General features: G+C 68.6%; 23 protein-coding genes. 11 read left to right on the top strand and 12 right to left on the bottom strand.

Translation table 11 applies throughout. The features are described from left to right. Nucleotides 1-241: 241 nt before the first annotated feature. The gene (locus AB0L97_RS27945; protein ID WP_364435098.1) at nucleotides 242-1579 is read right to left on the bottom strand and encodes a hypothetical protein; all 1338 of its coding nucleotides are present in this window, start codon (nucleotides 1577-1579) and stop codon (nucleotides 242-244) included. A gap of 822 nt (nucleotides 1580-2401) precedes the next feature. Between AB0L97_RS27945 and AB0L97_RS27940 the strand changes: the two genes are divergently transcribed. Next, nucleotides 2402-2629: a hypothetical protein gene (locus AB0L97_RS27940; RefSeq protein WP_355077987.1), complete on the top strand. Its 228-nt coding sequence runs from the start codon at nucleotides 2402-2404 to the stop codon at nucleotides 2627-2629. Between the two features lie 206 nt (nucleotides 2630-2835). Here AB0L97_RS27940 and AB0L97_RS27935 read toward each other — a convergent pair whose 3' ends face one another. Then, on the bottom strand, nucleotides 2836-3966 hold the full coding sequence (locus AB0L97_RS27935; RefSeq protein ID WP_364435094.1) for an FAD-dependent monooxygenase: 1131 nt from the start codon (nucleotides 3964-3966) through the stop codon (nucleotides 2836-2838). 650 nt (nucleotides 3967-4616) lie between these two features. On the opposite strand from AB0L97_RS27935, the gene AB0L97_RS27930 reads away from it, so the two are divergent. Beyond that, nucleotides 4617-5750: a hypothetical protein gene (locus tag AB0L97_RS27930; RefSeq protein WP_364435091.1), complete on the top strand. Its 1134-nt coding sequence runs from the start codon at nucleotides 4617-4619 to the stop codon at nucleotides 5748-5750. Nucleotides 5751-6069: 319 nt separating this feature from the next. Continuing rightward, complete coding sequence (locus tag AB0L97_RS27925; RefSeq protein WP_364435088.1) at nucleotides 6070-6684, top strand: hypothetical protein; 615 nt, start codon at nucleotides 6070-6072, stop codon at nucleotides 6682-6684. An 85-nt stretch (nucleotides 6685-6769) separates the two neighbouring features. On the opposite strand, the gene AB0L97_RS27920 is transcribed toward AB0L97_RS27925, so the two are convergent. Next, on the bottom strand, nucleotides 6770-8080 hold the full coding sequence (locus AB0L97_RS27920; RefSeq protein WP_364435085.1) for an MFS transporter: 1311 nt from the start codon (nucleotides 8078-8080) through the stop codon (nucleotides 6770-6772). An 84-nt stretch (nucleotides 8081-8164) separates the two neighbouring features. On the opposite strand from AB0L97_RS27920, the gene AB0L97_RS27915 reads away from it, so the two are divergent. Continuing rightward, on the top strand, nucleotides 8165-8617 hold the full coding sequence (locus AB0L97_RS27915) for a helix-turn-helix domain-containing protein (protein WP_364435082.1): 453 nt from the start codon (nucleotides 8165-8167) through the stop codon (nucleotides 8615-8617). 73 nt (nucleotides 8618-8690) lie between these two features. After that, nucleotides 8691-9221 (top strand): CYTH domain-containing protein, encoded by a 531-nt coding sequence (locus tag AB0L97_RS27910; protein ID WP_364435079.1) that lies wholly within the window; start codon nucleotides 8691-8693, stop codon nucleotides 9219-9221. A gap of 123 nt (nucleotides 9222-9344) precedes the next feature. Here the strand turns inward: AB0L97_RS27910 and AB0L97_RS27905 are convergent, their stop codons facing one another. The 3 genes from AB0L97_RS27905 to AB0L97_RS27895 form a co-directional block, all read right to left on the bottom strand. Beyond that, nucleotides 9345-11177 carry a long-chain fatty acid--CoA ligase gene (locus AB0L97_RS27905; protein WP_364435076.1) on the bottom strand — a complete coding sequence of 611 codons (1833 nt, stop codon included), beginning with the start codon at nucleotides 11175-11177 and terminating at the stop codon, nucleotides 9345-9347. Nucleotides 11178-11366: 189 nt separating this feature from the next. Beyond that, nucleotides 11367-12107: a GTP cyclohydrolase II RibA gene (gene ribA / locus AB0L97_RS27900; RefSeq protein WP_356966117.1), complete on the bottom strand. Its 741-nt coding sequence runs from the start codon at nucleotides 12105-12107 to the stop codon at nucleotides 11367-11369. Next, entirely contained in the window at nucleotides 12104-13585 is a 1482-nt protein-coding gene (locus AB0L97_RS27895) for a PfkB family carbohydrate kinase (protein WP_364435072.1), read from the bottom strand. The genes ribA and AB0L97_RS27895 overlap by 4 nt, the downstream gene beginning before the upstream one ends. Nucleotides 13586-14345: 760 nt before the next feature. Here AB0L97_RS27895 and AB0L97_RS27890 point away from each other — a divergent pair. Beyond that, nucleotides 14346-14735, top strand: a complete 390-nt coding sequence (locus AB0L97_RS27890) for a hypothetical protein (protein WP_355077995.1) — start codon at nucleotides 14346-14348, stop codon at nucleotides 14733-14735. 10 nt (nucleotides 14736-14745) lie between these two features. Here the strand turns inward: AB0L97_RS27890 and AB0L97_RS27885 are convergent, their stop codons facing one another. From AB0L97_RS27885 to AB0L97_RS27875, 3 genes are read right to left on the bottom strand one after another with little or no spacing between them, the layout of a single operon-like run. Next, the gene (locus tag AB0L97_RS27885; RefSeq protein WP_355077996.1) at nucleotides 14746-15822 is read right to left on the bottom strand and encodes a quinone-dependent dihydroorotate dehydrogenase; all 1077 of its coding nucleotides are present in this window, start codon (nucleotides 15820-15822) and stop codon (nucleotides 14746-14748) included. A 4-nt stretch (nucleotides 15823-15826) separates the two neighbouring features. Continuing rightward, the gene (locus AB0L97_RS27880; RefSeq protein ID WP_355077997.1) at nucleotides 15827-16126 is read right to left on the bottom strand and encodes a DUF5703 family protein; all 300 of its coding nucleotides are present in this window, start codon (nucleotides 16124-16126) and stop codon (nucleotides 15827-15829) included. Continuing rightward, on the bottom strand, nucleotides 16126-17139 hold the full coding sequence (locus tag AB0L97_RS27875; protein ID WP_355077998.1) for a hypothetical protein: 1014 nt from the start codon (nucleotides 17137-17139) through the stop codon (nucleotides 16126-16128). Before AB0L97_RS27875 ends, AB0L97_RS27880 begins: the two co-directional genes overlap by 1 nt. 153 nt (nucleotides 17140-17292) lie before the next feature. On the opposite strand from AB0L97_RS27875, the gene AB0L97_RS27870 reads away from it, so the two are divergent. The 5 genes from AB0L97_RS27870 to AB0L97_RS27850 all read left to right on the top strand — a co-directional run bounded on the left by AB0L97_RS27870 (nucleotide 17293) and on the right by AB0L97_RS27850 (nucleotide 21598). Continuing rightward, nucleotides 17293-17649: a hypothetical protein gene (locus AB0L97_RS27870; RefSeq protein WP_364435066.1), complete on the top strand. Its 357-nt coding sequence runs from the start codon at nucleotides 17293-17295 to the stop codon at nucleotides 17647-17649. A 6-nt stretch (nucleotides 17650-17655) separates the two neighbouring features. Next, nucleotides 17656-18189, top strand: coding sequence for a hypothetical protein (locus AB0L97_RS27865; RefSeq protein ID WP_355078000.1), 534 nt, complete (start codon nucleotides 17656-17658; stop codon nucleotides 18187-18189). Continuing rightward, complete coding sequence (locus tag AB0L97_RS27860; RefSeq protein ID WP_364435062.1) at nucleotides 18141-20294, top strand: MMPL family transporter; 2154 nt, start codon at nucleotides 18141-18143, stop codon at nucleotides 20292-20294. The genes AB0L97_RS27865 and AB0L97_RS27860 overlap by 49 nt, the downstream gene beginning before the upstream one ends. A gap of 29 nt (nucleotides 20295-20323) precedes the next feature. Next, the gene (locus AB0L97_RS27855; protein WP_364435059.1) at nucleotides 20324-20623 is read left to right on the top strand and encodes a recombinase family protein; all 300 of its coding nucleotides are present in this window, start codon (nucleotides 20324-20326) and stop codon (nucleotides 20621-20623) included. 186 nt (nucleotides 20624-20809) lie between these two features. Next, entirely contained in the window at nucleotides 20810-21598 is a 789-nt protein-coding gene (locus AB0L97_RS27850; RefSeq protein ID WP_364435056.1) for a hypothetical protein, read from the top strand. Between the two features lie 88 nt (nucleotides 21599-21686). Here the strand turns inward: AB0L97_RS27850 and AB0L97_RS27845 are convergent, their stop codons facing one another. The 3 genes from AB0L97_RS27845 to AB0L97_RS27835 form a co-directional block, all read right to left on the bottom strand. Next, complete coding sequence (locus AB0L97_RS27845; protein ID WP_364435053.1) at nucleotides 21687-22517, bottom strand: heme ABC transporter ATP-binding protein; 831 nt, start codon at nucleotides 22515-22517, stop codon at nucleotides 21687-21689. 82 nt (nucleotides 22518-22599) lie between these two features. Beyond that, entirely contained in the window at nucleotides 22600-23694 is a 1095-nt protein-coding gene (locus AB0L97_RS27840; protein ID WP_364435050.1) for an iron ABC transporter permease, read from the bottom strand. After that, on the bottom strand, nucleotides 23691-24680 hold the full coding sequence (locus tag AB0L97_RS27835) for an ABC transporter substrate-binding protein (protein WP_355078057.1): 990 nt from the start codon (nucleotides 24678-24680) through the stop codon (nucleotides 23691-23693). The genes AB0L97_RS27840 and AB0L97_RS27835 overlap by 4 nt, the downstream gene beginning before the upstream one ends. Nucleotides 24681-24714: the final 34 nt, after the last annotated feature.

The raw sequence follows: 24714 nt of genomic DNA, 5'->3' as shown, positions 1-24714 counted from the left end.
CGACTGGCTCCACTTCTACAATCACCACCGAGCCCACTCCGCCATCGGCGGTCGCCCACCGGTCACCCGACTGACCAACCTCCCCGGACATCACAGCTAGCCGGGCTGATCCGAGGGCGAGCCGAGCAGCGGCGTCTCCTACGATCCGTTTGTGGCGGTGGTCTTGGTGACGGGCATGTCCGGCACAGGGAAGTCGACGGCGCTGGTTGCGTATGCTGCCCTCCAGCCAGGTGCTGCGCGGTCAGGCCGCGAGCAGAGATCGTGTGCGTTCGGCGAAGTCCGCGACCAAAGGATGTGGACCGAAAGCGACCATGCGCCGCTGGATGTCGCGTACGGCTTCCACGGAGCGAGAGGACTTGACTTTTCGGGCGAGATCCAGTGTCCGCACGCCGGTGGCGTGAGCGGCCTCGAGGTCGTGTCTTTGCAGGTGGGTGACCGCGAGCGCGGCGTGCGAGAGCGCTCCTCGCCGTGCTCGGTTCTGCGCACGGGCGTAGGCGATCGATCGGCGGGCGTGCGATGCGGCTTGTTCCGGCTGTCCCAGATCGCGAAACGCGTTCGCCCACTCACCGCAGATGTATGCCTGATCGATGAACAGTGCCCATTCGGGTTCACGATCGGGCTCGATGCGAGCGAACGCGTTTTCCGCGGCGTTGATCGCACGCGCGGCACCTGTCTTGTCACCGATGACGGCGAGCGAGCGGGCCTCCAAGGTCCACAAATCCGCGAGGCAAGCGGGCGCGTCCACCTTCGCCAGGCCTTGGCGGCCCGCCTGCGCGAGGCGTCGGCCTTCGTGCGGATGCCCGAGCAAGGTCGCCTGGTCGGCCAGTCCGGCGAGGACGTGCGCGCCGAGCGCGGGATCACGTGACTCTTCGGCCAAGCGCAACGCCTGGATCAGATACCGCTGCGCCGTGCCGTGCTCGCCGTTGTCGAACGCCATCCATCCGAGCAGGTAGGTCTGTTCGGCCGCCGCACCGCACAGCGCCACGCGGACGTCTTCTGTGTGCGTGCGCCGCAGCAGCGGGTACACGTGCTCGTTCATGTAGGCCGCCAGCACCAGCCGCCCCGAGCCACCGCCCTGGAAGATATCCATTTCTTGGAATGTGCCGAACATGTTCTTCACGGCGGTGACGTCCTCGAGCCGTACTCGCCGACGTTCATCCGGTAGCTGATCCAGAGTGTTCAGCAGCCAGTCGCGGGACGGCCCGATCGCCGCGACGGCGGCGAACGGAGCTGTGGCAAGGAGCTTCCTGCGATCCACGTCTGCCCTCCCGAGGTCTGCGACCGCTTCCAGTGTCCGTGTCCACGATGGGTGGTAAACGAGGGCGCGGTCAACGGCCGGCATCTCACCCAGACCGAGGTCATAGGTCGTCACGCGATATCCGAAGTGCGCCGAGAACAGATCCGCGAGGATTGCCGGAACCGGCGGGCGCGGGCGTTCTCCCTCGTCCACCCAGCGCCGCACGCTGGACGCGTCGGGCCTGATCTGGGGCTCGCCCCATTCGACCGCCAGCGTGCGCACGCGGCGCGCCAATTCGCTGCGACTCCAGCCGGAACGGGCCAGCCACTGGGAAAGGTGCATGTTCGCACTGTTCATCACGCCCGCCATTTCGTCACCGGAAGAAGCCGATCCACCACCTTTCAACACCCGCTGCGACCTTACTCGCCACGCATCCGAAGTGTGTGCTGAATACGCGCCCGGTCAGGGGGAGCTCAGCGCGAATCTCACCGCGCGCCCCCTCCCGCTTCCTGGTGGTTTCCGCATATCGCGGTACCGGGCGCATCTCCACCGTCGATTGATCTGAGCAGGGGGTTTGATGATGGGCCGGGTACTTTTCGGGAACACACCGCTGTCCCGGTGCGCCTACTACCGGCAGGTGTGCGATCTGCCTGCGGAGGTCGATCCGCCTCAGGTGGGGCGCATAGTGCTACGCATGGGGGTGGCGTGGGCGGTGATCATGCCCGCCACATTGGGGCAGGACGTGAAGGTATGGATGCAGCGGCACCACCACGCTCTCGGGCCGATCATGTCGCATCCTCGGTCGAAGCGGTGGACGTATCTGACGCAGCCCGACCTTCCCGATGACATCACGCTGTTCGCGGAGATGTTCCGGCTCAATGTCTCGCTGGTGTGCGCCGGTGGAACCGTGGCGTTGCCGAGTCCAGCCGATCAAGGGACCACGTTCCGTTCCTGGGTAGTCCGACCCGCCAGCGCTTTTCGCCCCGCTGGAAGCGTCGTTGTGGCCGCTATCCGTGGATGCGTGGCCGAAAGCATTGCTCGCCGGAAGCGGGGCATCGCGTATGCATGAGGCGCCTGCGGTGTGGAACACGTTGAGGCACTGCGGGATCGGCGGATGCGAACGCTGCGATCTCATGTTCGACACGCGCCGACGGAGCCGCAACGGTGAACGGCGATCAGCGCGGCGTGTCTCCGCTGCCGTCCGAGCCGGATGTCCATTTGTCGGTGTTCTGGCACGGCGTCCGGATGGATTTCGTCGCCTGCGTCACCGCCGCGTGCTTGTTCGTCCAGGAATGGCGTGCCCGGCACTGGCACGACGCAGTCGAGGTGTCGATGGACGACACCGACGGGTATCCGCGCCTGCCGTGCGAGCGGTTGTATCTGGAGCCGTGAAAGTCGGCCCGAACGCGCTGCGGCCCGGGCAGGGTTCCGGTCGTAGTCGCGCAACCATCGAAATTCGGGTAGCTGCCGGTCGATGTGGGTGTTCGGCGCGAGCGCGCGTTGACAAGCCCGGTTTCTCAACCGATCCGGAGCGAAGCTGGGTTGCCGATCAACGCGCGCCCGCGTCAGGTACGAATGCCCGACGGAGTGGCTCGAGGTCAGGGGGTGTGCTCGCGTGCGGTGAACGCGGCGACCAGGCCCTGGGCCGTTCCGTCGTTCCGGTCCCCGAAGAGCTCGGCGGTTTGGGTGGCGACCTCGGTGCTGCGGGCGAACATGTTCTGCTCGTATTCGCTCAGGGCGGTCTCGATGTCGTCGGGGTGCGCGGCGAGGGCGTTGCCGAGTTCGGCGCCGTCGAGCAGGGCGAGGTTGGCGCCCTCGCCGTTCGTGGGCATGAGGTGGGCGGCGTCGCCGAGCAGGGTCACCCCTGGTATCCGATCCCACCGGTGCCCGATCGGTAGGGTGTAATGCGGGCGCCAGACCGGCGGGAGGTCGGCGTCGGTGATCAGTGCGGTGAGTTCCGTTGCCCAGCCGTCGAACTCCTGCGCGATCCGTGCGGTGGCCGCGGCGGCATCGGTGAAATCGATGGCGGCGAACCAGTCGTACGGCCTGGCGAGCACCACATAGGCGTGCAAGGTGTCGCCCCGTTCCCGGTGCGCGTGGATCTCTCGGCCCGGCGAGGGCGCCATCATCGACCCGCCGCCGACCGCTTCCGCGGCGGCGGGATGGCGGGTGTCGGCGTCGAACAGGTAGGTCTCGACGAACGACTCGCCGGTGTAGTCGGGTACGGCGGTGGACAGCAGCGGCCGGACCCGTGACCACGCGCCGTCGGCGCCGACCAGCAGGCTCGTGACGACCGTGCTGCCATCGGCGAAGGTCACCTCGTGGCGGCCCGCGCCGAGAGCGCGAGCGCCGCTGAATTTGTGACCCCATCGGACGGTGCCTGCCGGCAGCGAGTCGAGCAGCAGTTGTCGCAGTTCGCCACGCTGCACCTCGGGGCGTCCACCGGTGCCGTCGTCGGGTTTGTCCAGCAGGACGGTCCCGTTCGGGTCGAGGACCCGCATCGCCTGGCGGCCCTCCAGGATGAGGCCGCGGAATTCGTCCATCAGTCCGGCCGCCGCGATGGCGAGTTGGCCGTTGTAGTCGTGGATGTCGAGCATGCCGCCCTGCGTGCGTGCCGTCGGGGTCGGTTCGGCCTCGTACACCGTGGCCGGGATGCCGTGGACGTGCAGGACGCGGGCCAGAGCGAGTCCGCCGAGTCCGGCGCCGATGATCGTTACTGACTTGGTCATGGTGACGAGAGTGCTGGGCAGGGATTGCACCGTCCTTGCGCCCGGCTTGCACCCGCATGCGTCCATCCCCCGTATGCCGCATACGGCCACGCGCAGCGTGAAACTCGTCAGGCATCCAGCCATGAAACGCCTTGCCTACGTTCAGATCTGCACTGGGAATGGATCGACCGGACTGACAGCCCCGGTTGCTCGACAGCTTTCACGAAGGGCCGGGCGCCGGGGCCTACCGGGCCCGTACACGTTTGCAGTGCAGAGCACCTCATTGATCTGTGTCCCCGACTTGTCCGCGGAACCGACGTTGGCCAGAATCGTCGGCGGGTAGGGGGTTGAGGTCCAAGTCCGCGGAATCCGGCGCTGAGGAACCACCGATAGCTATTCGCATTGTGCGGCAATGAGTTTCAGTGGTGTCGTCTTGCGGCATCGACCTTCCTGCGCGGGTCGACATCTCGACACCGGCGTTGACCCCTGCTGGTTCGTTACACGGCGGGCAGCAACCGCGTGCGGGGTGCATGATGCCGGCGAGGGGCGGGCATGTTCCTTCCCGTGCCTGGTGGGGGGGGTTCGATGAAGGAGCCGAGGACAATGAGGTCGCGTGAGGATCGGAACGAACCCGTTCGGGCGGAGCGGGGTAGCGGTGTGTTCGAGCGGCCATGGATGAGCACCGGCGTGACAGGCTGTCGATCGAATCTGCCCGCCGGCTCCAGCGCCAGCTGCCGGCCGAGATCACACCGGGGCTGACCGACAGCGAATTCGACGCCATCGAATCCCGCTACAACTTTCGATTCGCCGACGACCACCGAGCCTTCCTGGCGGCCGGACTTCCCGTGGACGAGCCTGAGTCCGGATGGCGAGGCTGGCCGGACTGGCGACGCGACGACACGGAAGTCTTGCGTGCGTGGCTCGCTCAACCCGCCGAGGGTGTGCTTTTCGACGTTGAACACAACGGTTTCTGGCACCCGGCATGGGGTGACCAGCCCGCTGATCCGATCCGATGTCTGGGGATCGCGCGCCGCGGGCTCGAGGCCGCGCCGCGGCTGGTTCCTGTTTTCGGTCATCGGTTCCTGCCCGGCATCGCGGGGCAATGGGGTCACCCGGTGCTGTCGATTGTCCGGACCGACGCGATTTACTACGGCCTGGACCTTTCCGACTATCTTCGGCATGAATTTCTGAGACAGGCCAGCGACCTCGACTTGGCTCACGCAACAGTTCCCTTTTGGAACTACCTGCTCGGCGACAGCGGCGGACCACCGACCTTGCGGGTCGTCGCACCGTCTGATCCCTACGCTGTCAGTCCCGACCAAGCCGTAGAACAACTGCGCATGCTGGCGCTGGAACGTCTCATCGGACGCCCGGTGGAACCGCAAAAGCTCATCGAAGCTGCCCTCGTCGCACTGGTTGTCGATATCGACAGCGAGTCCCTGCCTCTGCTCGGCGGACTCACTCGAGCAGAGCAAGACCGAGCCGAGGAACTGTTCGACCAGGTGCTGGACGAACTCGACATCGTGGCAACGATTCCCACCGGTGAGCGCGATGTCCGGCACCTGCTGGTTCGATGGTGGCTTCGTCAGATCATACAGGGCCATCTGCCGCCCGTGATCGGTGCCGAACTGATCGCGACCCAGGCTTGGATGCAGCTCGACCGGCCGCAATCGCTGCGCCCGCTGCTGGAGCTCACCGACCGCTACAGCGACTGGGAAGCCAACCAAACCGCCACGCCTTCCCAGCTTGCTACAGACATCGTCACTGCGGCGCAGGGGCTACTGAACGGCTCGTGGGCGTACTGATCAACTCTCGGGCAGGCGAAAACAGTTCGACTTGGGGTCTGGGCTGGGACATCCAGCGACTTCGCGGCCGATGGTGATGCTCCGGATAAGCGCGCCGCTAGGGCTGTGATCAGTCACTTTTGTCGTACATTTGCCGATCCGGACCCACCTGCCGGGGCCGAGTCCGGGGTTCTGGCCGCCAGTGGGTCCTCGGGCTCTGGCTGCGGCCAGCCCGTCGCGGGCGTGTTCGGACATCAGGGCGAGCGGAACCCGACCCCGTGCTTCCAACTCTGGGAGGTGGATAGCCTCCAGCGAGAACGGACGGCTGATGGGAGTGGACGTGAACATCGAGGAAATGCTGGACCGGCTCGGCTCGGTGATCGGGCCGCCGCCTGTGGGCGGAGTGGTCCCGGTTCCGTGGGAGCTCGGGCCCGAGACGATCGGTTTCCAACTGCCCGCGGACTACCGGGCGTTCGCCGACCGGTACGGGATGGTGAGCATCAGGGACGAGCTGCACATCTACACACCATCAGCAGCGCCCAGCCCCCAGATCGGGGCGCCGCTGGGTTTCGAGGGATTCTTGTACTTCACGACGGAGCCCTACGGATACTGCGCCATGCTGGCCCAGGCCTACCAGGGCGGGGACTACGACGAGTGCCCGTATCCGCTGTTCCCGGCCGAGGGCGGGCTTTTGAAGTGGGGCAACAACTGGAGTTCCGACCAGTTCTTCTGGCTGATGCGGGGCCCGGACTCGGACCGGTGGCCGGTCGCCGCGAAGTTCGACTCGATGCGGGAGTGGGACCTGTTCGAGGGCGGCTTCCTGGAGTTCGTGCTGGCGGCGGTGACGGAGCAGTACCCCTACCACGGGGATGTCGTTCCCGGCGGGACGACGCAGATCGGCGATGGCCGTGCCTATCGCGCTCGGGGTGACTGGTCGAAGCAGTTGTGGCAGTGAGCCCGCGAACATCGACCACCGCGGGTCGGGGCGGCTTCGCGCCGAGCGCGCAGGCGTGAGTGGCAGGCCGGATGCCTGCCATCCGTCAAGGATGCTCCGACGATCCGGCTCGGCACTCCAGCTCAGAGCGCGGGGCACTCGCGGAACGAGCTGTGGGCGGTGGGATCCGGAGCCGGGGGTCGGCGTTCGTCCGCGCTTTCGCGCCTTGGACACTCGGGTCGGCGGGACGCGCGATGCCGCCGAGCCGGCCCAGCCCCCACAGCATCAGTGCCGACAGGGCGTAGATCGCGCCGACCCAGCAGGAGCCCAGCCATCCCCACGAGCTGTATGCCCAGGTGGTCGTGATGGCGCCGAGGGCGGATCCGAGGGAGTAGAAGGCCATGTAGACGCCGATGACGCTGCTGGCGCGGTTCGGATGGGCGGTGGTCAGCAGGTGCTGGCTGCTCACGTGCACGGCTTGGACGGCGAAGTCGAGCAGGACGATACCGGCGATGAGCGGCCAAAGGCTCGATCGGGCTTGGGCGATGAGCAACCAGGAGCCGGTGAGCAGAGCAAGTGACCAGCCGGTGATCGTTTGCGCGCGACCGGAATCGGCCCACCGTCCCGCACGGGCGGCCCCGAGCGCTCCGGCCAGCCCAGCCGATCCGAACAGCCCGATCTCGGTGGTGCCCAGCTTCCACGGCTCGGCGCCGAGTGGCAGCGCGAGCCCGCTCCACAGGGTCCCGAAGGACGCGAACAGGAACAGGGCGATCAGGCCCCGGCTCAGCATCAGTCGATCTGTGCGCACGAGCTGCCCCAGCGATGCCAGCACCTGCGTGTATCGCACCTCGCTCGTCCTGTGGTCCGGGTGGAGCCTCGCTCGGGCGGTGATGGCGAGCACCGCACAGGACGCGGCGAGCAGCGCGTAGACCGCTCGCCAGCCGACCGTATCGCCCAGCGCGCCCGCGAGGACACGGACACCGAGAATGCCGATCACCACGCCCGAGGTGACGGCCCCGATATTGCGGCCCCGCTCGCCCGGCTCGGAGACAGCAGCGACATACGCGACCGTCACCTGCACCACGACTGCGAAAAATCCCGCGATCGCCAGCCCCGCCATCACGGAAACACCGTTCGGTGCTGCGGCCGCGATAGCGGTGCCCACCGCGGTGAGTGCCAGATGCGCGGTGATGAGGCGGCGGCGGTTCACCACGTCTCCGAGCGGCACCAAGATCACCAGACCGGCGAAGTAGCCGATCTGTCCGGCGGCGACCAGCCCGCCCAGCGACTGCGGCGACAGCCCCAGATCCCGTCCCGCCGCTTCGGTTACGGGCTGGATCGCGTAGATGGTCGACACCGCCACGGCGCAGATCAGCGCCAGGATCCATCGCTGCGATCGTGTGACTCCGGTCGACACCACACCTCCATCATTGGTAGCAAAATGAAACCATTGAAGCGTAGGCATAATGGTTTCGTATTGCAACCGATAGGGAGGAGTGCGATGACGACGCCGCTCGGTTCCGCACGCGAGTGGACCGACCCCACCTGCCCCGTAGCCCGAACGATCGACCTGGTGGGCGATCGGTGGAGCTTGCTGATCGTGCGCGAGGCCATGGACGGCGCGGCCGCGTTCACCGAGTTCCAGCAGCGCCTGGGGATCGCGCGGAACATCCTCGCCGACCGCCTCCGTCGGCTGGTGGATCACGGCATCCTCACCAGCAGCCCGAACCCCGGCGGCAAGCGGCACATCTACGAACTCACCGAAGCCGGGCAGGACCTCTTCACCACGATTGTCGCGTTGCGCCAGTGGGGAGAACGCCACGCCTTCACCGGCAACGAGCCGCGCTCCACACTCCTGGACCTCGACGGCAGCCCGGTCGCCGAACTGCGCCCGCAAACCCCGGCAGGCAAGACCCTCACCGCGGCAACGACCCGAGTCGACAAGGTCGGCTGAGCAGGAGTTGGCGGTACCAGCGGCGCGCGGCGGGTAAGTTCGATCGACCGCCCATCCGAAACAGGAGTCAGCAGTGCCCATCGAGCACGAAGCCAAGATTCTCGACATCGACCCCGGCGCCATCGAACAGCACCTCATCGACAAGGGCGGCCGGAAACTCGGCGAGCGGTTCATGCGCCGCTACGTCTACGACATCGCGCCGGGCGATGACTCGAAGTGGATCAGGCTGCGCGACAACGGCAATGGGACCACACTCGCCGTCAAGCACATCACCAGCGACGCCATCGACGGCACCCACGAAGTCGAGGTGAGCGTCGACGACTTCGCCGCCGCCAATGCCCTGCTCGAGATGCTGGGTTTCACCGCGAAGTCCTATCAGGAGACCAAGCGGATCAGTTTCGTCCTCGACGGCGCGCAGCTCGAGATCGATACCTGGCCGCGGATCCCGCCGTATCTGGAGATCGAAGCCGCGACCAAGGACGACGTCATCCGGATCGCCGGACTGCTCGGCTACACCGAAGCCGATCTGACCGGCGAGAACACGATCAAGATCTACGCGCGGCACGGCATCGATCTCAACACTGTCGGCGAACTACGGTTCTGAGTGTCGATCTCGTCGCGCGTGGCGACAGTCGCATGACGGGTGGCCACAATCGTCGCCTCTGGGGACCACAAAGCGCTGTGGACCCAGGCGTGATGCTCTGGGCCACAGCGCTCTTCGACGGACTTACTTGACGCTGACCACCTGGCCGGAGGGCTCCTTGGCGTACAGCGCCTCGATCTCCGCGCTGTACTTGGCCGCGATGGGCGCGCGTTTGAGCGACATCTTCGGCGTCAGCTCGTCGCCGCCGGGTTCCCAGACCGCGCCCAGGACGGTGAAGCGTTTGATCTGTTCCACGCGGGACAGTTTGGCGTTGCCCGCCTGGACCGCGGCGAGTACTTCCTCGACGATCTGCGGCCGGGCGGCCAGGGCGGCGATGTCCTCGCCGGTGGCGTCGAGTTCCTTGGCGCGCAGGGCGGCGACGTCGGGGTCGAGCACGATCAGGGCGGCGATGTAGGGCTTGGCGTCACCGATGGCCACGACTTGACCGATCAGCGAGGAGGCGGCCTTCACCGAGTTCTCGATGTTGCTGGGGGCGATGTTCTTGCCCCCTTCGTTGATGATCAGTTCCTTCTTGCGGTCCACGATCCGCAGGTAACCGTCGGCGTCGAAGGTGCCGATGTCGCCGGTGTGCAGCCAGCCGTCGGAGTCGATGGCCTCGGAGGTCTTGTCCGGCATGTTGCGGTAGCCGCGAGTGACGATCGCGCCGCGCACCAGCACCTCACCGTCGGCGTCCAGTCGCACCTCCACGCCGTCGGCCGCGCGCCCGACCGAACCGGGGCGAGGCTTGTCCAGTTCGGTGTAGGTGCCCACGCCGGTGGTTTCCGACATGCCCCACACCTCGCTGACGGTGAAGCCGAGGCCGAGGAAGTACTCCAGGGTCTCCGGCGGGATGGGCGCGGCGCCGGAGGAGGCGACTTTCAGGTGATCCAGGCCCAAGGCGTGGCGCAGCTTGGACAGCACCAGCGTCTCGGCGATCCGATGCTGCGCGCTCAGCAGGGGACTGCGTCCTTTGCCCGCCAGATCGGCGCGTGCGGCGGCGATTCCGGTGCTGATCGCCCAGTTGGCCAGCGCTTTCTTGACCGGGCTCGGTTCTTCGGCGAGTTTGCCCTCGACACCGGCCTTGATCTTCTGCCAGACGCGCGGGACGCCGAAGAAGGTGGTCGGGCGCGCGTCGGGCAGCGCGGCGGCGACTTCGCGCGGGTCGGGGACAGTGGTGATCTGGATGCCGGTGAGCAGGTTGAGCGCGTGGGCGGAGATCCGGTCGGCGACGTGCGCGGCGGGCAGGTAGGACACCACCCGGTCCTCCAGGCCGACCTGCAGCGGGCCACTGACCAGGACGATGATCTGGGCGAGCACGTTGCGGTGGGTGATCTCCACGCCCTTGGACGGTCCGGTGGTGCCAGAGGTGTAGATCAGGGTGGCCAAATCGTCGGCGCCGACGGCCTGCCAGGCGGCGTCGAAATCGAAGTCGGCGGCGGGCGCGGCCTCCACCTCTTCCAGGGTGACGGTGCCCTCGGCGGGGCCGTCGACCAGGATGATGTGGTCGACCGGCACGCCGGAGGCGGTGATCCGGTCGAGGAAGACCTGTTCTGTCACCACGATTTTGTTGCCCGCGTTGGTGAACAGGTGGGTGATCTGCTCGGGGGAGCTGGTGTTGTAGACGGAGAACGGGGTGGCGCCCAGATGCAGGGCGGCGGTGTCGACGAGATTGAACTCGGGGCGGTTGGTGAGCATGATGCCGACGGTGTCGCCGTGGCCGACGCCGAGCCCGGCCAGGCCCGCGGCGATCGAACGCACCCGTTCGGCGTACTCGCGCCAGGTGTACTGCTGGGTGCCGCCCACCTTGCGCAAGGCGATCTGGTCGGGGCGCAGCCGCGCGGTCTCTTGGAATGCGGCGGGAACGGTGTACACCGTTTTGCCCGACTGATGCGCGTATCCGATTTCTGTTGTCGTCATATCCCTGTTCCCGATAGCGCTGGCGTGAACCGGGCGCCGGTCCGCGCCGACGCCCGATCCAGGACTCGAAGCCGTGACACAGCGCGATGAAGGCACTGTCAGTCCTACGAGTCGGCGCGCCACATGTGGCGCGGCTCACTCATGGTAGCCACAGGCGGGAAGCCGGGTGGGGCAAACTTCAACAATCCTTCAGGCACCGATCAGATCCGGCGCGGCGCCGGGCCCTGGACGCGGACGGACGTTCTCACCGGGTGCGAGCACGACCGCGTCCACCGCCCCCCGCAGTTCGCCGGTGGGAGCGCTGTCGTGCTCCTCGAACGCCCACGGCGCGGAGTCGGTCGGGATCCAGTGCTTGCGCCGGGTGCGCTTGGCCTCGAGGTACTCGCGGGCGCGTTCGCTCAGCGCCCGGGTACGCAACGGCACGGGGGTGACCCGCAACCCTTCCTGCCGCAGGGCCTCGACCTTGGCGGGATTGTTGGTCAACAGTTGCACCGAGCGCAGTCCGAGTTCGGCCAGTGCGCGAGCGGTGGCCACGTAGGTGCGCCCGTCGGCGGGGTAGCCGAGGGCTTCGTAGCTCGAGAAGGTATCCGCGCCCGAGCGCTCGCTTTCCCGGTAGCCCAGCGCTTTGGCGATCAGGCCCGCGCCGCGGCCCTCCTGTTCCAGGTAGACCAGCACGCCCGAGCCCGCGGCCTGGATGAGATCCAGCGCCTTGTCCAGTTCCGGCCCGCAGTCGCAGTCCTGCGACCGCAGCGCCTCTCCGTAGAGGCAGCGCGAGTGCACCCGCACCAGGCAGCCGTCGGCGACCGCGCCGAACAGCAGCAGGTGCCCCTTCTCGCCCTCCCCGGTCAACTCCACCACCCGAACTCGCAGATCATGCCCGTTGCGACGGAACCGATGCTCGGTGTCGGCAGGATCCACAACTTTGGTCAATGCTCCTCCGTAGCGAGTTTGTAAATTCGCTCGACCTCACTCACCAGTGGCATTGCCCCGGGGACATCCCCGATCGATTGCGTCGCCACCATTGCGGCGGTCGCCCAGACGTAGTCGTTGCGTTCGGCGGGGCGGCGCGTCGAAACGAGACGATATACCAGGGCGGCGGAGAAGGCAGCGTGAGCGCCCACCGAGTCCTCCAGCGCCGTCGGGAACGGCTGGAATCGGTCGCTGACCTGGTCCGACCACACCTCGCACCGGAAATCCTGGATCGCGCAGACCGCACCGACGCCGAGCGCGCGCAGCCTTGTGGCGGTCGGCTCGCCACACCGGGTCGCGTCATCGCCGGCCATCGCCAGCGCTTGCAGGTCCTTGTCGCCGCCGACGAGGTAGTCCACCGCCCCGAGATGCTGATACAGGTACTGCGGGCGTTCCAATCGCGGCGCCGGATGCACCACCACCAGCGGCCGCCGCGGCAGTTCGCGCAGCTGCCCCATGATCTGCTCGATGACGCCGGTGGGTTGCTCGAACGTCAGCAGCACCGCGTCCGCGGTGGCGATCGCCGAACGGATCGCGTCGGTCCGCAATTCCTGCGCGCTCAACCGGATTCGCTCGTCCTTGCAGCCGATCGTGCTCGCCGCGCCGGTACGGGCCACGATCACCGCGGTCACGGGCGTCGGCGCGAAAGGCACCACTTTGACGAGTTCGGTCTCGACGCGTTCGCTGCGCAGGTATTCCAGGATGCGATCGCCCGCGTCGTCGTCGCCGACCGCCGAGATCAACCGCACCCGCAGCCCCAGCCGGGCCGCGGCCACGGCGCGGGTGAGGCCCTTGCCGCCGGGATGCTCCCGGTAGCTGCCGCGCGCGGTCGCGCCGGAGCCGGGGATACGGTCGACCACGTACATGTGGTCGATGACCGCGTCGCCGATCACCGTGACCACACTGCGGTCGTCCACCGGAACGGTTTCGGCCGCAGCGGTTTCCGTCGCGGCACCGAAGTCGACGACGTGCGCGCCGTCGAACACCGATGCCGTGGCCAGTTGCGCGGCCAGTTCGGTGAACGCCCGGCGCTCGGGGGCGCCACGCAGTGAGCGCACCGTCAGTGTGCCGGGAATCGGTTGCGCCCCAAGGGCTTCGTGCAACACCGCCCATCGCTCGGCGAGATATTCGCGCCGCTCACCCAGGTCCGGTGCGTAGAGCCTGCCGGGATCCACTCCGGCAGGCGGGTTTTCGCGCAACAGCCCCAGTGACAGTTCCGCGTCGACGACGAGCCGGTGGGTGGGGCCCAAGCGCAGCGCCAGTTCGCGCACCAGCGGCAGCACCGCCTCTTCCCGGTCGACGCCCGCACGCCGGGCGTACTGCCGCACGGCCAGCAGATCCAGCAGGGGTAGTACGTCGATCTCGGTGCTGCGCAACCGATCCGAGCTCAGGCCGGAGCGTTTGCACAAGCGGGTGAGGATATTGCGAACGGCAACCATTCCCGAATCCTGCGGGACCATGGCGATGCCACCCTCCTCTATCGGCGCGACACCGGGCCGTCGCGCGCATGTTGGCCACGCAAATCGGGTTTAGCCAGCGGGCAAATTGTCAATTACCAAATTACAACGGCAATTGCGCGCGGGGAACGGCAAATGCCACACTGTATGTGGCGATCCCCATCGCACCACCAGGCACATCGGGAGGGCTGGTGATGAGAATGATTCTTCAGATACGGCAGCCGCGACGGCGACGGCAACACCGCTCCGGCGGATCCGATACCGAGCTGGTGCCCAAGCAGGTGAGGGACTGAACCAGCCGCCGGACGCTCCCCGCGGCAACGCGCCGGTCATCACCCGCCTCGCGGCGGCACACCGGTACGCCGACCACACGCCGTAGCGCCCCCGGCCTCTCGGCCCGACGGCCGCTACCCACTCCGTTTCCCGAATCCCACAGCCGTGGCGCCTGCCACCGCGCCGATCCAGCCTCGCACGCCACCCTCGGCGCGCGACGCCCACCGACTCGCCCGATACCGCGGCGCCCCCGGCCGCCGCACAGCAGCGAGCCACCCCCTGGACCACCCGGCCCGGCAGCGGACTTCTCCGGCCCGGGCACACCCACCGCGCCCGCCGGACCGGCGGAACACACGATGCGGCGCCTGCACCGCGCCGCACCAGCGGATGCACGACAGGAGGCATTCGTGATCATCGAACTCAGCACCCTGGAGCCGGCCTCACTCCACCTGTTGCACCGGAGACCGCGATGACCATACACACCACCGAATGGACGATGACCAGTGACATAACCCCGGAATCGGCCTACCGCGACACCGACGCGACCGACAGCTGGCGGCTGAGCTGGCTACCGGACCGGCGGCTGACCCGGGGCCAGGCACTGGCCGGGATGTCTTTGGACGAACTGCTCAGCGACCCGCACGTCGTGCACGACCGCATGACCCAGGCCCGCGTCGAGGCCTATGCCGACCAACTGGGCATCTTGCGCGACCACGCGGTGATCCTGCTCGCCAAGCGAATGGCCGCTCGGCTGGGCCAGCAATTGCGGCCGAAGGGAGATCCGACACCGCCGGGGCATCGACCGCGCTCCCGGCGAGTGCGCACCCGCACTGCCGAACCACCGTTCGTGCTCGGCTAGCGCACCTGATTCAGGCGTGGGCTTTGTGCTCCGCGCCGACGGCCTCACCGATGCTGCGATAGCCCCCGGCACGCAACCGCTGCGCCAGCCCACGATGGATCCTGCGCATCCAGAACGGGCCGCCGTAGATGAAACCGGTGTAGCCCTGCAACAACGTCGCCCCGGCCAGGATGCGTTCCCACGCCTGGTCGACGGTTTCGATACCTCCGACCGAGATCAGCACCAGCCGGTCACCCACCCGCCGGTACAGCCGCCGCAGCACCTCGAGCGAACGGTCGGCGACCGGCGGACCGGACAAGCCACCCGCCCCCATAGCGGCCACCTGCGCCGCGTCGGTGCGCAGACCGTCCCGGCGGATGGTGGTGTTGGTGGCCACGATCCCCGCCAAGCCGAGTTCCACGGCCAGATCGGCGACGGCGTCGATGTCCTCGTCGGACAGATCCGGCGCGATCTTCACCAGCACCGGCACCCGCACACTGTCCAGCACCGCCCGCAGCAGCGGCCGCAGCGATTCCACCGCCTGCAGATCCCGCAGGCCCGGCGTGTTGGGGGAGCTGACGTTGACCACGACGAAATCGGCCAGCGGCCCCAGCAGCGCGGCGCTGGTGGCGTAGTCCGCGGCCGCGGCCTCGGGCGCCACGATCTTCGTCTTGCCGATGTTCGCGCCGATCGGCACCCCACCACGCCGGTCACGCAGCCGTTCGGCGGCCGCGGCGGCGCCGTGATTGTTGAACCCCATCCGATTGATCAGAGCGCGGTCGGCGGGCAGCCGGAACAGCCGCGGCGCCGGATTGCCCGGCTGCGGCTGCGCGGTCACGGTGCCGATCTCGGCGAAACCGAACCCCAGCGGCGCCCAGGCATCCACACCGTCGGCGTTCTTGTCGAAACCGGCGGCCAGTCCCAGCGGCGCGGGGAACTCGACCCCGAACGCCTCGGCGCGCAGGATCGGATCGCGGCTGACGAGGACCTTGCTCATCGCCCAGCGCAGCGGCGCGAGCCAGGCGGCCAGCCGCATGACCGCGAAGACCAGGTGGTGGATGCGTTCCGGCGCGACCAGGAACATCAGTCGGAGTAGCAGGGCGTACATCGGCTCACATTCCGGGTTCGGGCTGGGGTAGTAGTGCGGATTTTCGCCGCCGCAGCAGCACCCGCCTGCTGCCGTCGGTGTAGGCGCGCACCCGCGAGAGTTCCCAGCCGCCGAACTCCGCCTGGATCGCCAGCCGCATGGACGCGGTCACCCGCGTGACATCCGGCGGCAGCCGCAACGGCACGTACTCGTAGTCGTCGCTGGTGGTTTCCCAGCCCGCGGGCAGTGCGCGCCCGCGCCCCCGATGTGCTGCCGGTTCGGTAGATGCCGCGGAATCCTCGTCCGCATGTGGTGTCCGAGCCATCAGTGCCCTCTCTTCCGATCGTCCGCACCGATCCGTTGCAGACCGTCGCCGGTCGCGGACCCCACGAACAGATCACCGGTGCGTTGCTCGACAGCCACCGAGTTCGGTTGCCTGACGGTGGCGTAGCGGCCCACTTCCTTCGGTATACCAGTCGACAGGTCGAATCCGACGACCTCGTTGCGCTGCGTGCACGTCACCCACACGGTGTCCGACCGCTGGTCGTAGGCAAGTGCGTAAGGCGAAGATCCTACCGGGAAACGCTGCCGCAACACGAGTGGTCCCGCGGTGTAGACCAGCAGTTCGCCGCCCGCGGTGTCGGTGACCACGAACCGTCCGCGCGTGTCGCCGATCAGCTGCGTGGCCCCGTCACCGGCGCGCAGCGCCAATCCGGGGCGCTGTTCGCCCGGGTCGAGTTCGAAAATGGCGGTCTGATGCCGGTCGAGCACGGTCAGGTTCCCGTCGGCTTCGGCCAGCACGTCGGCGGAGACGAGCCCGGACACCGTGCGGGTCACCGCACCGTCGGGTGCCAGGTCCAGCACCCGGCCGTCGGCGGTGCCGACCAGCAACCCGCCGTCGGGGCGTGCGCGTACCGACCGCACATCGCCGTCGACGGCCACCGCGGACACCGCCCCGGAGGCGAGGTCCACCCGCAGCACCCGCCCCGGTGCGGCCGCCAGCATCTCACCCGGCTTGCCCGGCGTGAGACCGCCCGCGCGATCGGGCAACGTCACCGTGCGCACCACCGGCGCGGCGGCGGCGGGATCGAGCACGGTGAGGACCGAACCGTCCAGACCGGCCAGCAACCCGCCGCCGGAATCGGCTTGCAGCTCGGCCAGCGGACCGGCGGGCAGCACCCGCCCGACCGGCGGCGTCGTCACCGCAGGCGCGACCGCGGGGGTGGCCGGTTCCCTGGTCGGCAGATCAGGGCCGCCCGAGCCGGAGGAGCAGCCGGCCAGCAACACCAGCACCGCCGCACCCGCGAACACCGAGACGAGCGAGCCGCGAGGACGCATCCACCGAACTCCTTCTACCGACGAATTTTCCGCAACCTCACCATCTGACCATGATGCGGCAACCAACCGACCGACCGGGGTGGCGGCTCGAGCGGAATGTCGGCGGCGGCGGCTACGGTGGAGACCACACTGTCCGATACAGGGAGATCCGGGTTGAAAGCCGACCATACGTCGGGATTTGTCATCGACGACATCACCGTAGGCCCCCACGCGCACGGCTTCGGGACCACCGCCGAGGGCCACCCCTTCGCGTTCCGCACCATCCGCGCCACCCTGACACTGGAGATCTACCGCCGCGATCTGGGCGATGCCGTCCCCGGCCCGGAGGACGTGCTCGCCACCGCCGACGCCACGGTCACCGACATCGACCTCGACGACGAGCGCAGTGTCGCCGCCCTGGTGCGGGATATGATCCCCGACACCGCGACGATCGAGACCGCCGCGGGACGGGACGTCACGACCGTGCGTGCCCTGCTGGGACGGATCAGCTCCGTCATCGAAGGTATGTAGGAAGTGATGACCCACACACCACTCGCCCGCGCCGCGCTCACCGCCGCCGGTCTGCTGCTGACGGCGGTCCTCGCCGCGTGCGACACCGGAACCGACGAGGCCGCCGTCGACGCCGCCCGGTCCTCGGCGAACGCGTCGCTGTCGTCCTCGATCGCCGTGTCCTCCCGTGCCGCCCACCCGCCGCTGCCCACCGCCGCCGACCTGGACGCCCAGATCAAGCGGGCACTGGACCCTGCGCTGCCCGACAGCGAACGCACCGCCCTCATCGAGGACGGGGAATCCTTCCGCCAGGCCATCCCCGACATGTACAAGGCGCTGCAGGACAACCCGCGCGCCGTCTACGGCGTCACCGACCCGGTGTTCGACAACCACGACGGCACCCTGACCGCCACCATGCGGCTGGACAAGGACGGAACCGGCGCCGCGGTCCGCACCACCGTCGTGCACTTCGTGCTCGTCGACGGCAAGTGGAAGATCTCGCGCACCGACCTGTGCGGCATCCTGCGCTCGGCCGACTACCGCACCCCGGCCTGCGGCTGACCCGCGACGCGATGCGCCGTTCCGGATCACTGCGGTGGGGGCGGTGGGTCCACCGCAACCGCTACCTCGTTCTCGCCCTGTTCGTACTGTTCGTGCTGGTCTCCGGCTGGTACGGCCGCGACCTGGCCGGGCGGCTGACCCAGGAGGGCTGGTTCGACGAGAGCAGCGAATCGGTGGCCGCGGCCGAACTGGCCGACCGCACCTTCGGTCGCGACACCGACAGCGACCTGATCCTGCTCTACACCGCACCCGACGGCGCCACCGTCGACGACCCGGCCGTCCGCGGCCCGGTCACCCAGCACCTGGCCGGATTGCTGGCCGCCTACCCCGACCGCATCCAGAAGATCGACAGCTACTGGGACAGCCCGTTCTCCGCCCAGGCCACCGACGCCACGCACACCCACGCCTTCGCCAGCGTCGGCCTGCGCGGTTCGGGCACCGCGACGGTGCAGAACTACGCCGCGATCGAAGACCATCTCGGCGCCGGACGCGCAGGCGGCGGCCCGGGCGGCACGACCGTGCAACTGGCCGGATTGCAGCCGATCGTCGAAGGCATCAACACCGGCATGCAACGCGACATCAAACGCGCGGAAATGATCGCCCTGCCGTTGGTGGCGATCCTGCTGTATTTCGTGTTCGGCGGCGTGATCGGCGCGCTGCTGCCGGTGCTCATCGGCGGCATGACCATCCTGGGCACCCAGGGCGCGCTGCGGGCGCTGACCGACCACCTCGACGTCAACGTCTTCGCCAGCGCCGTGATGACCCTGGTCAGCCTGGGCTTGGCGATCGACTACGGCCTGTTCACCGTCACCCGCTTCCGCGAGGAACTCGCCGCGGGCCACACCATCGAAGAGGCCACCGCCCGCACCGTCGCCACCGCCGGGCGCACCGTGCTGTTCTCCGCGGCGATCATCGCCCTCAGCCTCGGGGCGCTGTTCATCTTCCCCAACGGGGTGCTGCGCTCGGTGCCGCTGGGCGGTATCAGCTCGGTGCTGCTGGCGGCGCTGCTGTCGGTGACCGCGCTGCCCGCGGCGTTGAGCATCGTCGGACGCCGCATCGACTTCCTGGGGTGGAAACGCTTCTCCCGCAGCAAGACCGAGGCCCAGATCGACGCCGGTTTCTTCTCCCGCCTGGCGCTGTGGGCGATGCGCCGCCCCCTGGCGGTGGCCGTGCCGATCGTGCTGGCCCTGCTGGCGTTGAGCATCCCGATACGTCACATCGAATTCGGCGGCCTGAGCGAACGCTATCTGTCCGACGACAACCCGGCGCGAGTGGCGCAGGAACGTTTCGACGCCCTGTTTCCCAGCTTCCGCACCGAGCCACTGAAACTGGTGGTGCTCGGCGCCGACCCACAGCAGTTGAGCGACATCCGCTACGCCGCCAACCAGATCCCCGGCCTGACCGGACGCTTCGAACCCGCCGCACCCACCAAGGACGGCATCAACGTGCTCGCCGCCGGGCTGACCGACAAACGCGACGCCGACCGGGTGATCGCCGCACTGCGCGCCATTCCCGAACCGCCCGGCACACAGGTGATGGTCGCGGGCGTGCCGGCCCTGGAACGCGACAGCATCAACGGCCTGCTCGACGGCCTGCCGGTACTGCTGGCCATCCTGGTCGCCGCGGCACTGGCGCTGATGTACGCGGCGTTCCGCTCGCTGGTGCTCGCGCTGAAAGCGGTGGCCATGAGCGCGCTCAGCCTCGTGTCCACCCTCGGCATGCTGACCTGGATGTTCGTCGAGGGGCACGGCGCGGGGATCTTCCAGTTCACGCCAGGACCGCTGATGTTCGCGGTGCTGGCGCTGATCGTGACGGTGGTGTTCGGGCTGTCCACCGACTACGAGGTATTCCTGCTGTCGCGGGTGTCGGAAGCGCGTGCCGCCGGCGCGGACGCACCCGAGGCCATCCGCTACGGCATCGCCCACACCGGCGGCGTGATCACCTCCGCCGCCGCGATCCTCATCGTGGTCACCGGTGCGTTCGGGTTCTCGGATCTGGTGCTGATGAAATACATCGCCTACGGCATGATCGCCGCCCTGATCCTGGACGCCACCGTCATCCGCATGCTGCTGACACCCGCGGTGCTGAAACTGATCTGGCGGTAGGACACCGGCAATCGTTTACGCTTTCGGGCATGTCCGGCACGTTGATCGGCTACGCCCGCTGTTCCACGGGCACAAAGGATCTCACCGCTCAGCGCGACCGGTTGTGTGAGCTCGGCAGCAGCGGGCAACGCAGCTGTCCCGTCCACGGATCGACAGGCACCAACCGTCAGCGTCCCGGGCCCGACCAGACGCGCGCGGCGGCCCGCGCCGGGGACGCTTTCGTGGTCCCGGGACTCGACCGGCTCGCCCGCTCGGTCCCGACCGCGCGAGCGGTCGGTGACGACCCCGCCGCCCGCGGCCTGCCAGACGCGACGACCAGATCTCCCTGACGGCAGCTTTGGGCTCGACCCGGCTGTATCCCCGGCACGGCTGACGGTCGCGAACACAGGACCCACACGGACGTCGGCGACGGTGCCGGGAGAAGACGAGGAAGCTGCGGTGATCGAGCCGAGGGCGTTGACTTGCTGACCAGATCCGAGGTGATCGCACGGGCATACGCCCGATTCGCCCAGCACTTGAGCAACGAGATCAGGAGATTGGCCAGAGCTGATGCCGAACACGGCGTCAGGCCCGTCGCTGGTGAAGCCGCGGAGGCAGCCCGAGTATTTTCCGACGCCGACAGAGGTTTTCGCCATGCTTTCGATACCGGCGACCCGTCGTTCCCGCGTCCGCTGCTGGAACCCGGTTCCGCGCCGCCGGATCGTTTCTACAACGGAGCACGCCTGTGGCAGGTCGACCAAGTTTTTCCCCAAGCTTTCCGTGGACCAGAAACCACAGCAGAGGAAGGCCATATCCGCACAGCGTCGCACAGCACCGCCGGAGACGTTGTCTACCTGACCGACGGCCCCGATATCGCCGGCGTGTACGGAACGATCACGAGCTGGACCGATGTCCGCGACGGCACGATGCGGTTCCATCCCGCGGGCATGGTACTGGGTATCGACGCCACCCGTATCCGGGTGAATCCGATGGCCGCGGAAGGGCATTCGGCGGCCGATTACGTCGAGGGAGTCAGCGACCGCGTATTCACCACCCCGGGTCGCGTCGACACATCCAAGATCGTCAGCGTGGAATTCCAAACCTACGACGACATCATCACCAACCCCGAGGTAACCCTGGTCGCCGACGGGTTTCCCGGCTTCGACGGCCTTGGGCAGGATTCGTTGCGCGACCCCGCAGTAGTCGCCGATCGACTCACCGGCATCGCCGAGGCCGTGCGCAGAAACTACCCGACGATCGACGTCACCATCAGTGCCAACCACCTCTCCAGCGACGAAGCCATCAGAACCTTCCTGGCGACATGAGCACTGCAACAGCGGTGGTCACGGTTCGTCATGTACCCGAGGACACGATCCCTGACCGCACCCCCGGCAGGCGGTGCCGCTGCTGCGGTCAGCGGCGCACCGGCAGCACCAGTTGTGCCCCGGTGACCGGGTGGTCGAGCACTTCGACCGGGTGCTGGTAGACCCGCGTGAGCAGTTCGGTGGTGAGCACCTCGCGGGGTGGACCGTCGGCGGCGATGCGACCTGAGTCCAGGACCGCGACGCGGTCGGCGTAAGCGGCCGCGACACCCAGATCGTGCAAGACGACCACGACCGCGGCGCCGTCGTCTGCGCGCTCGGCGGCCAGACGCAGCACGGCCTCTTGGTGGCCGAGGTCCAGCGCGGCGGTCGGCTCGTCCAGCAGCAGGGTGGCGGTGTCCTGCGCCAGCACACGCGCCAACGTCACCCGGGCGCGTTCACCACCGGACAGAGTCGGGAACGATCGCGTGGCCAGATGAGCGACATCGGTGGCGGCCATCGCGGCGGCGATCTGTTTCTCGTCGTGTTCGCGGCGTTCGGTGCGCACCCACGGCGCGCGGCCCATCGCCACCACTTCCCGCGCGGTGAAGGGAAACCCGACGGTGTGGGTCTGCGGCAACACCGCCCGCCGCCGGGCCATGTCCAACGTCGTCCAGTGCGCCAACGGCTGCCCGTCGAGCTCCACCGTCCCCGCACTCGGCGCCAACTCACCGGCCAACGCGGCCAGCAACGTCGACTTACCGGCCCCGTTGGGCCCGACGAGAGCGACGACCTGCCCCGCCACCGCCTCGAAATCCACACCGTCGAGCACCCGCCGCGCCTGCCCGCCCCCGCGCCGCTCCACACTCACCCCCGACGCCCGCACCGTCACATCTCCCGGACGCGGCCACCCCGGCACCTCGTGCACAACCCGCACCTTCACCCCACATCTCCCGTCGAGTGGCACACCATCGAGAGGTCTTCTCGGCGTTCACCGCAGCCATGCGCCACTCGGCGCGGCCCGCTCATGCCCAGCCTCCGGCCCGGGCGCGGGTGCGGCGCAGCAGGTAGAAGAAGACCGGGCCACCGATGAGGGAGGTGAGCATGCCCAGCGGCAGGTCGGCGTTGTCGACGAGGGAACGGGCGGCGACGTCGGCGGCCAGCAACACCACCGCGCCGACCACGGCGCTGAGCGGAATCAGGATCCGGTGGGCAGGGCCGACCAGCATCCGCACCAGATGCGGCACGATCAGACCGACGAACAAGATGATGCCGGTGAACGCGACACCGGCGGTGGCCAGGATCGCCACCACCACGATCACGTTGCGCCGCAACCGCTCCACGTCGACACCCAGATGGCGGGCCGCCGACTCTCCGAGCGCCAGCAGATCCAGCCGCGGCGCCAGCAGCACCGCCGCCGCCACCCCGACCGCGGCCAGCGGCGCGACCACACCCACCGACTCCCAGGTGGCCCCGTTGAGCGACCCCAGTTGCCAGAACACGATCTGATCGCGCGCGGCGGGGGAGGCCACGAACAGCAGCAGCGCGATCAATCCGCCCGCGAACGCGTTGATCGCGACACCGGTCAACACCAGCGTGACGACCTCGGTGCGCCCGCCCGAGCGCGCCAGCAGATACACCAGCAACGTGGTCGCCAGCCCCGCCACGAACGCCGCCGCCGCCACCGACCACGCCGCCACGAACGCCCCACCCACCACGATGACCGCGCCCGCACCGACCGCAGCCCCCGCCGACACCCCGATCACGCCCGGCTCGGCCAGCGGATTGGCGAACACACCCTGCAACAACGCACCCGCTGTCGCCAGCGCCGCACCGACCAGCATCGCCAGCACCACCCGCGGGAACCGCACCTGCCACAACGTCACCTCACCGGCAGGATGCGCGGGCATCGGCCCCACATCCAGCCCGATCCGGTGCAATACGCTGCCCGCGACCTCGGCGGGCGTCGTCGGCACCTGACCGATCGCCGCCGACGCCACCGCCAGCGCGACCAGCCCGGCCACCGCCACCGCGAACACCAGCAGCACCCGCGATCGGCCCCGCGACTTCGGCAGCGGCGGCACCGGCGGCCGCGCGGTGTCCGTCTCCGAGACGCTCATGCGTGCCCGGTGCCGTACACCGCCGCGCTCAACGCCGCGATCACCCGGCCGGTGTTCGGCCCGAAACTCAGCAGCACCGCATCCGACATGTCCACCACACGCCGGTCGCGGCCCGCCGGGGTCTGCGCGATCCCCGGCACCTTTTCCAGCCCCTCCACACCGCCGACGGACTTCAACCCGTCCGACATCACCAGCAGCACATCCGGCGCCGCGCCGATCATGGCCTCACTGGTGATCGCCGTGAACGGCTCCTTCACCCCGGCCACCGCGCCCGCGTCCCGCGCCCGCAGCGCCGCGATCAACGCGTCCGCACCCGACCCCGGGCCGGCGAGCATCGTGATCGCGGTGGAACGCAGATACAGGAACGCGATGGTCAGCTGCGGGTCCTGCGCGGGCACCGCGGCGCTCGCGGCGGCGATCTCGTCGCGGGTTCGCTGCGCCAGCGCCTGCCCCCGCTGCGCCACCCCCAACGCGCCCGCGACCGCCTCGATCTGCGGCACCACCCCGTCCATCGTGCGCTCCGGATCGAAGTACACGACCGTGACCCCCGCCGCACGCAACTGCTCACGCACCGCGGGCGCCGCGCTGGTGGTGTCGGTCAAGAACACCGACGGCCGCATCGCCAGCACCGACTCCACATTCAGCGACCCGTTGCCCCCGGCCACGTTCGGCACATCCCGCACCGCGGGAAACGCCGCCGAGGTGCTGCGGCCCACCAGCTTGGGCCCCAGCCCCAGCGCGTACACGATCTGGGCGAGGGTGCCGTAGCGATCCACGGCGATGATGCGGGAGGCGTCGGTGACGGTCACCTCGGCGCCGTCGAACGAACGCACCGTCACCGGCAGCGTGGGCGTGGGCTCCGGCCCGATGGGCACCGGATCCAGATCGGTCAGCGTCGCCGTCGTCGGCCCGTGCCCGCCGTGCGAGGACCCGGCGTCGGTACCACACGCGACCACCACCGCCAGCAAGCTCACCGCGAACAACATCGGCAGGGCGCGCCGCCATCCGGTTCGGATCCGA

The organism is Nocardia sp. NPDC051911 (assembly GCF_040681035.1).
Classification (GTDB): domain Bacteria; phylum Actinomycetota; class Actinomycetes; order Mycobacteriales; family Mycobacteriaceae; genus Nocardia; species Nocardia sichangensis.
Note: the sequence above shows the minus strand (reverse complement) of the source record. Positions and strands in the feature narration are given on the sequence as shown.

Bases quoted from the DNA above. Each gene is read 5' to 3' on its own strand.
- AB0L97_RS27915 (WP_364435082.1), top strand. From the start codon at position 8,165: ATGACGACGCCGCTCGGTTCCGCACGCGAGTGGACCGACCCCACCTGC.
- AB0L97_RS27880 (WP_355077997.1), bottom strand. From the start codon at position 16,126: ATGGCTCGGACACCACATGCGGACGAGGATTCCGCGGCATCTACCGAA.
- AB0L97_RS27840 (WP_364435050.1), bottom strand. From the start codon at position 23,694: ATGAGCGTCTCGGAGACGGACACCGCGCGGCCGCCGGTGCCGCCGCTG.
- AB0L97_RS27835 (WP_355078057.1), bottom strand. From the start codon at position 24,680: ATGTTGTTCGCGGTGAGCTTGCTGGCGGTGGTGGTCGCGTGTGGTACC.
- AB0L97_RS27855 (WP_364435059.1), top strand. From the start codon at position 20,324: ATGTCCGGCACGTTGATCGGCTACGCCCGCTGTTCCACGGGCACAAAG.
- AB0L97_RS27935 (WP_364435094.1), bottom strand. From the start codon at position 3,966: ATGACCAAGTCAGTAACGATCATCGGCGCCGGACTCGGCGGACTCGCT.
- AB0L97_RS27890 (WP_355077995.1), top strand. From the start codon at position 14,346: ATGACCATACACACCACCGAATGGACGATGACCAGTGACATAACCCCG.
- AB0L97_RS27885 (WP_355077996.1), bottom strand. From the start codon at position 15,822: ATGTACGCCCTGCTACTCCGACTGATGTTCCTGGTCGCGCCGGAACGC.
- AB0L97_RS27865 (WP_355078000.1), top strand. From the start codon at position 17,656: ATGACCCACACACCACTCGCCCGCGCCGCGCTCACCGCCGCCGGTCTG.
- AB0L97_RS27945 (WP_364435098.1), bottom strand. From the start codon at position 1,579: ATGCACCTTTCCCAGTGGCTGGCCCGTTCCGGCTGGAGTCGCAGCGAA.
- AB0L97_RS27875 (WP_355077998.1), bottom strand. From the start codon at position 17,139: ATGCGTCCTCGCGGCTCGCTCGTCTCGGTGTTCGCGGGTGCGGCGGTG.
- AB0L97_RS27930 (WP_364435091.1), top strand. From the start codon at position 4,617: ATGGATGAGCACCGGCGTGACAGGCTGTCGATCGAATCTGCCCGCCGG.
- AB0L97_RS27895 (WP_364435072.1), bottom strand. From the start codon at position 13,585: ATGGTTGCCGTTCGCAATATCCTCACCCGCTTGTGCAAACGCTCCGGC.
- AB0L97_RS27905 (WP_364435076.1), bottom strand. From the start codon at position 11,177: ATGACGACAACAGAAATCGGATACGCGCATCAGTCGGGCAAAACGGTG.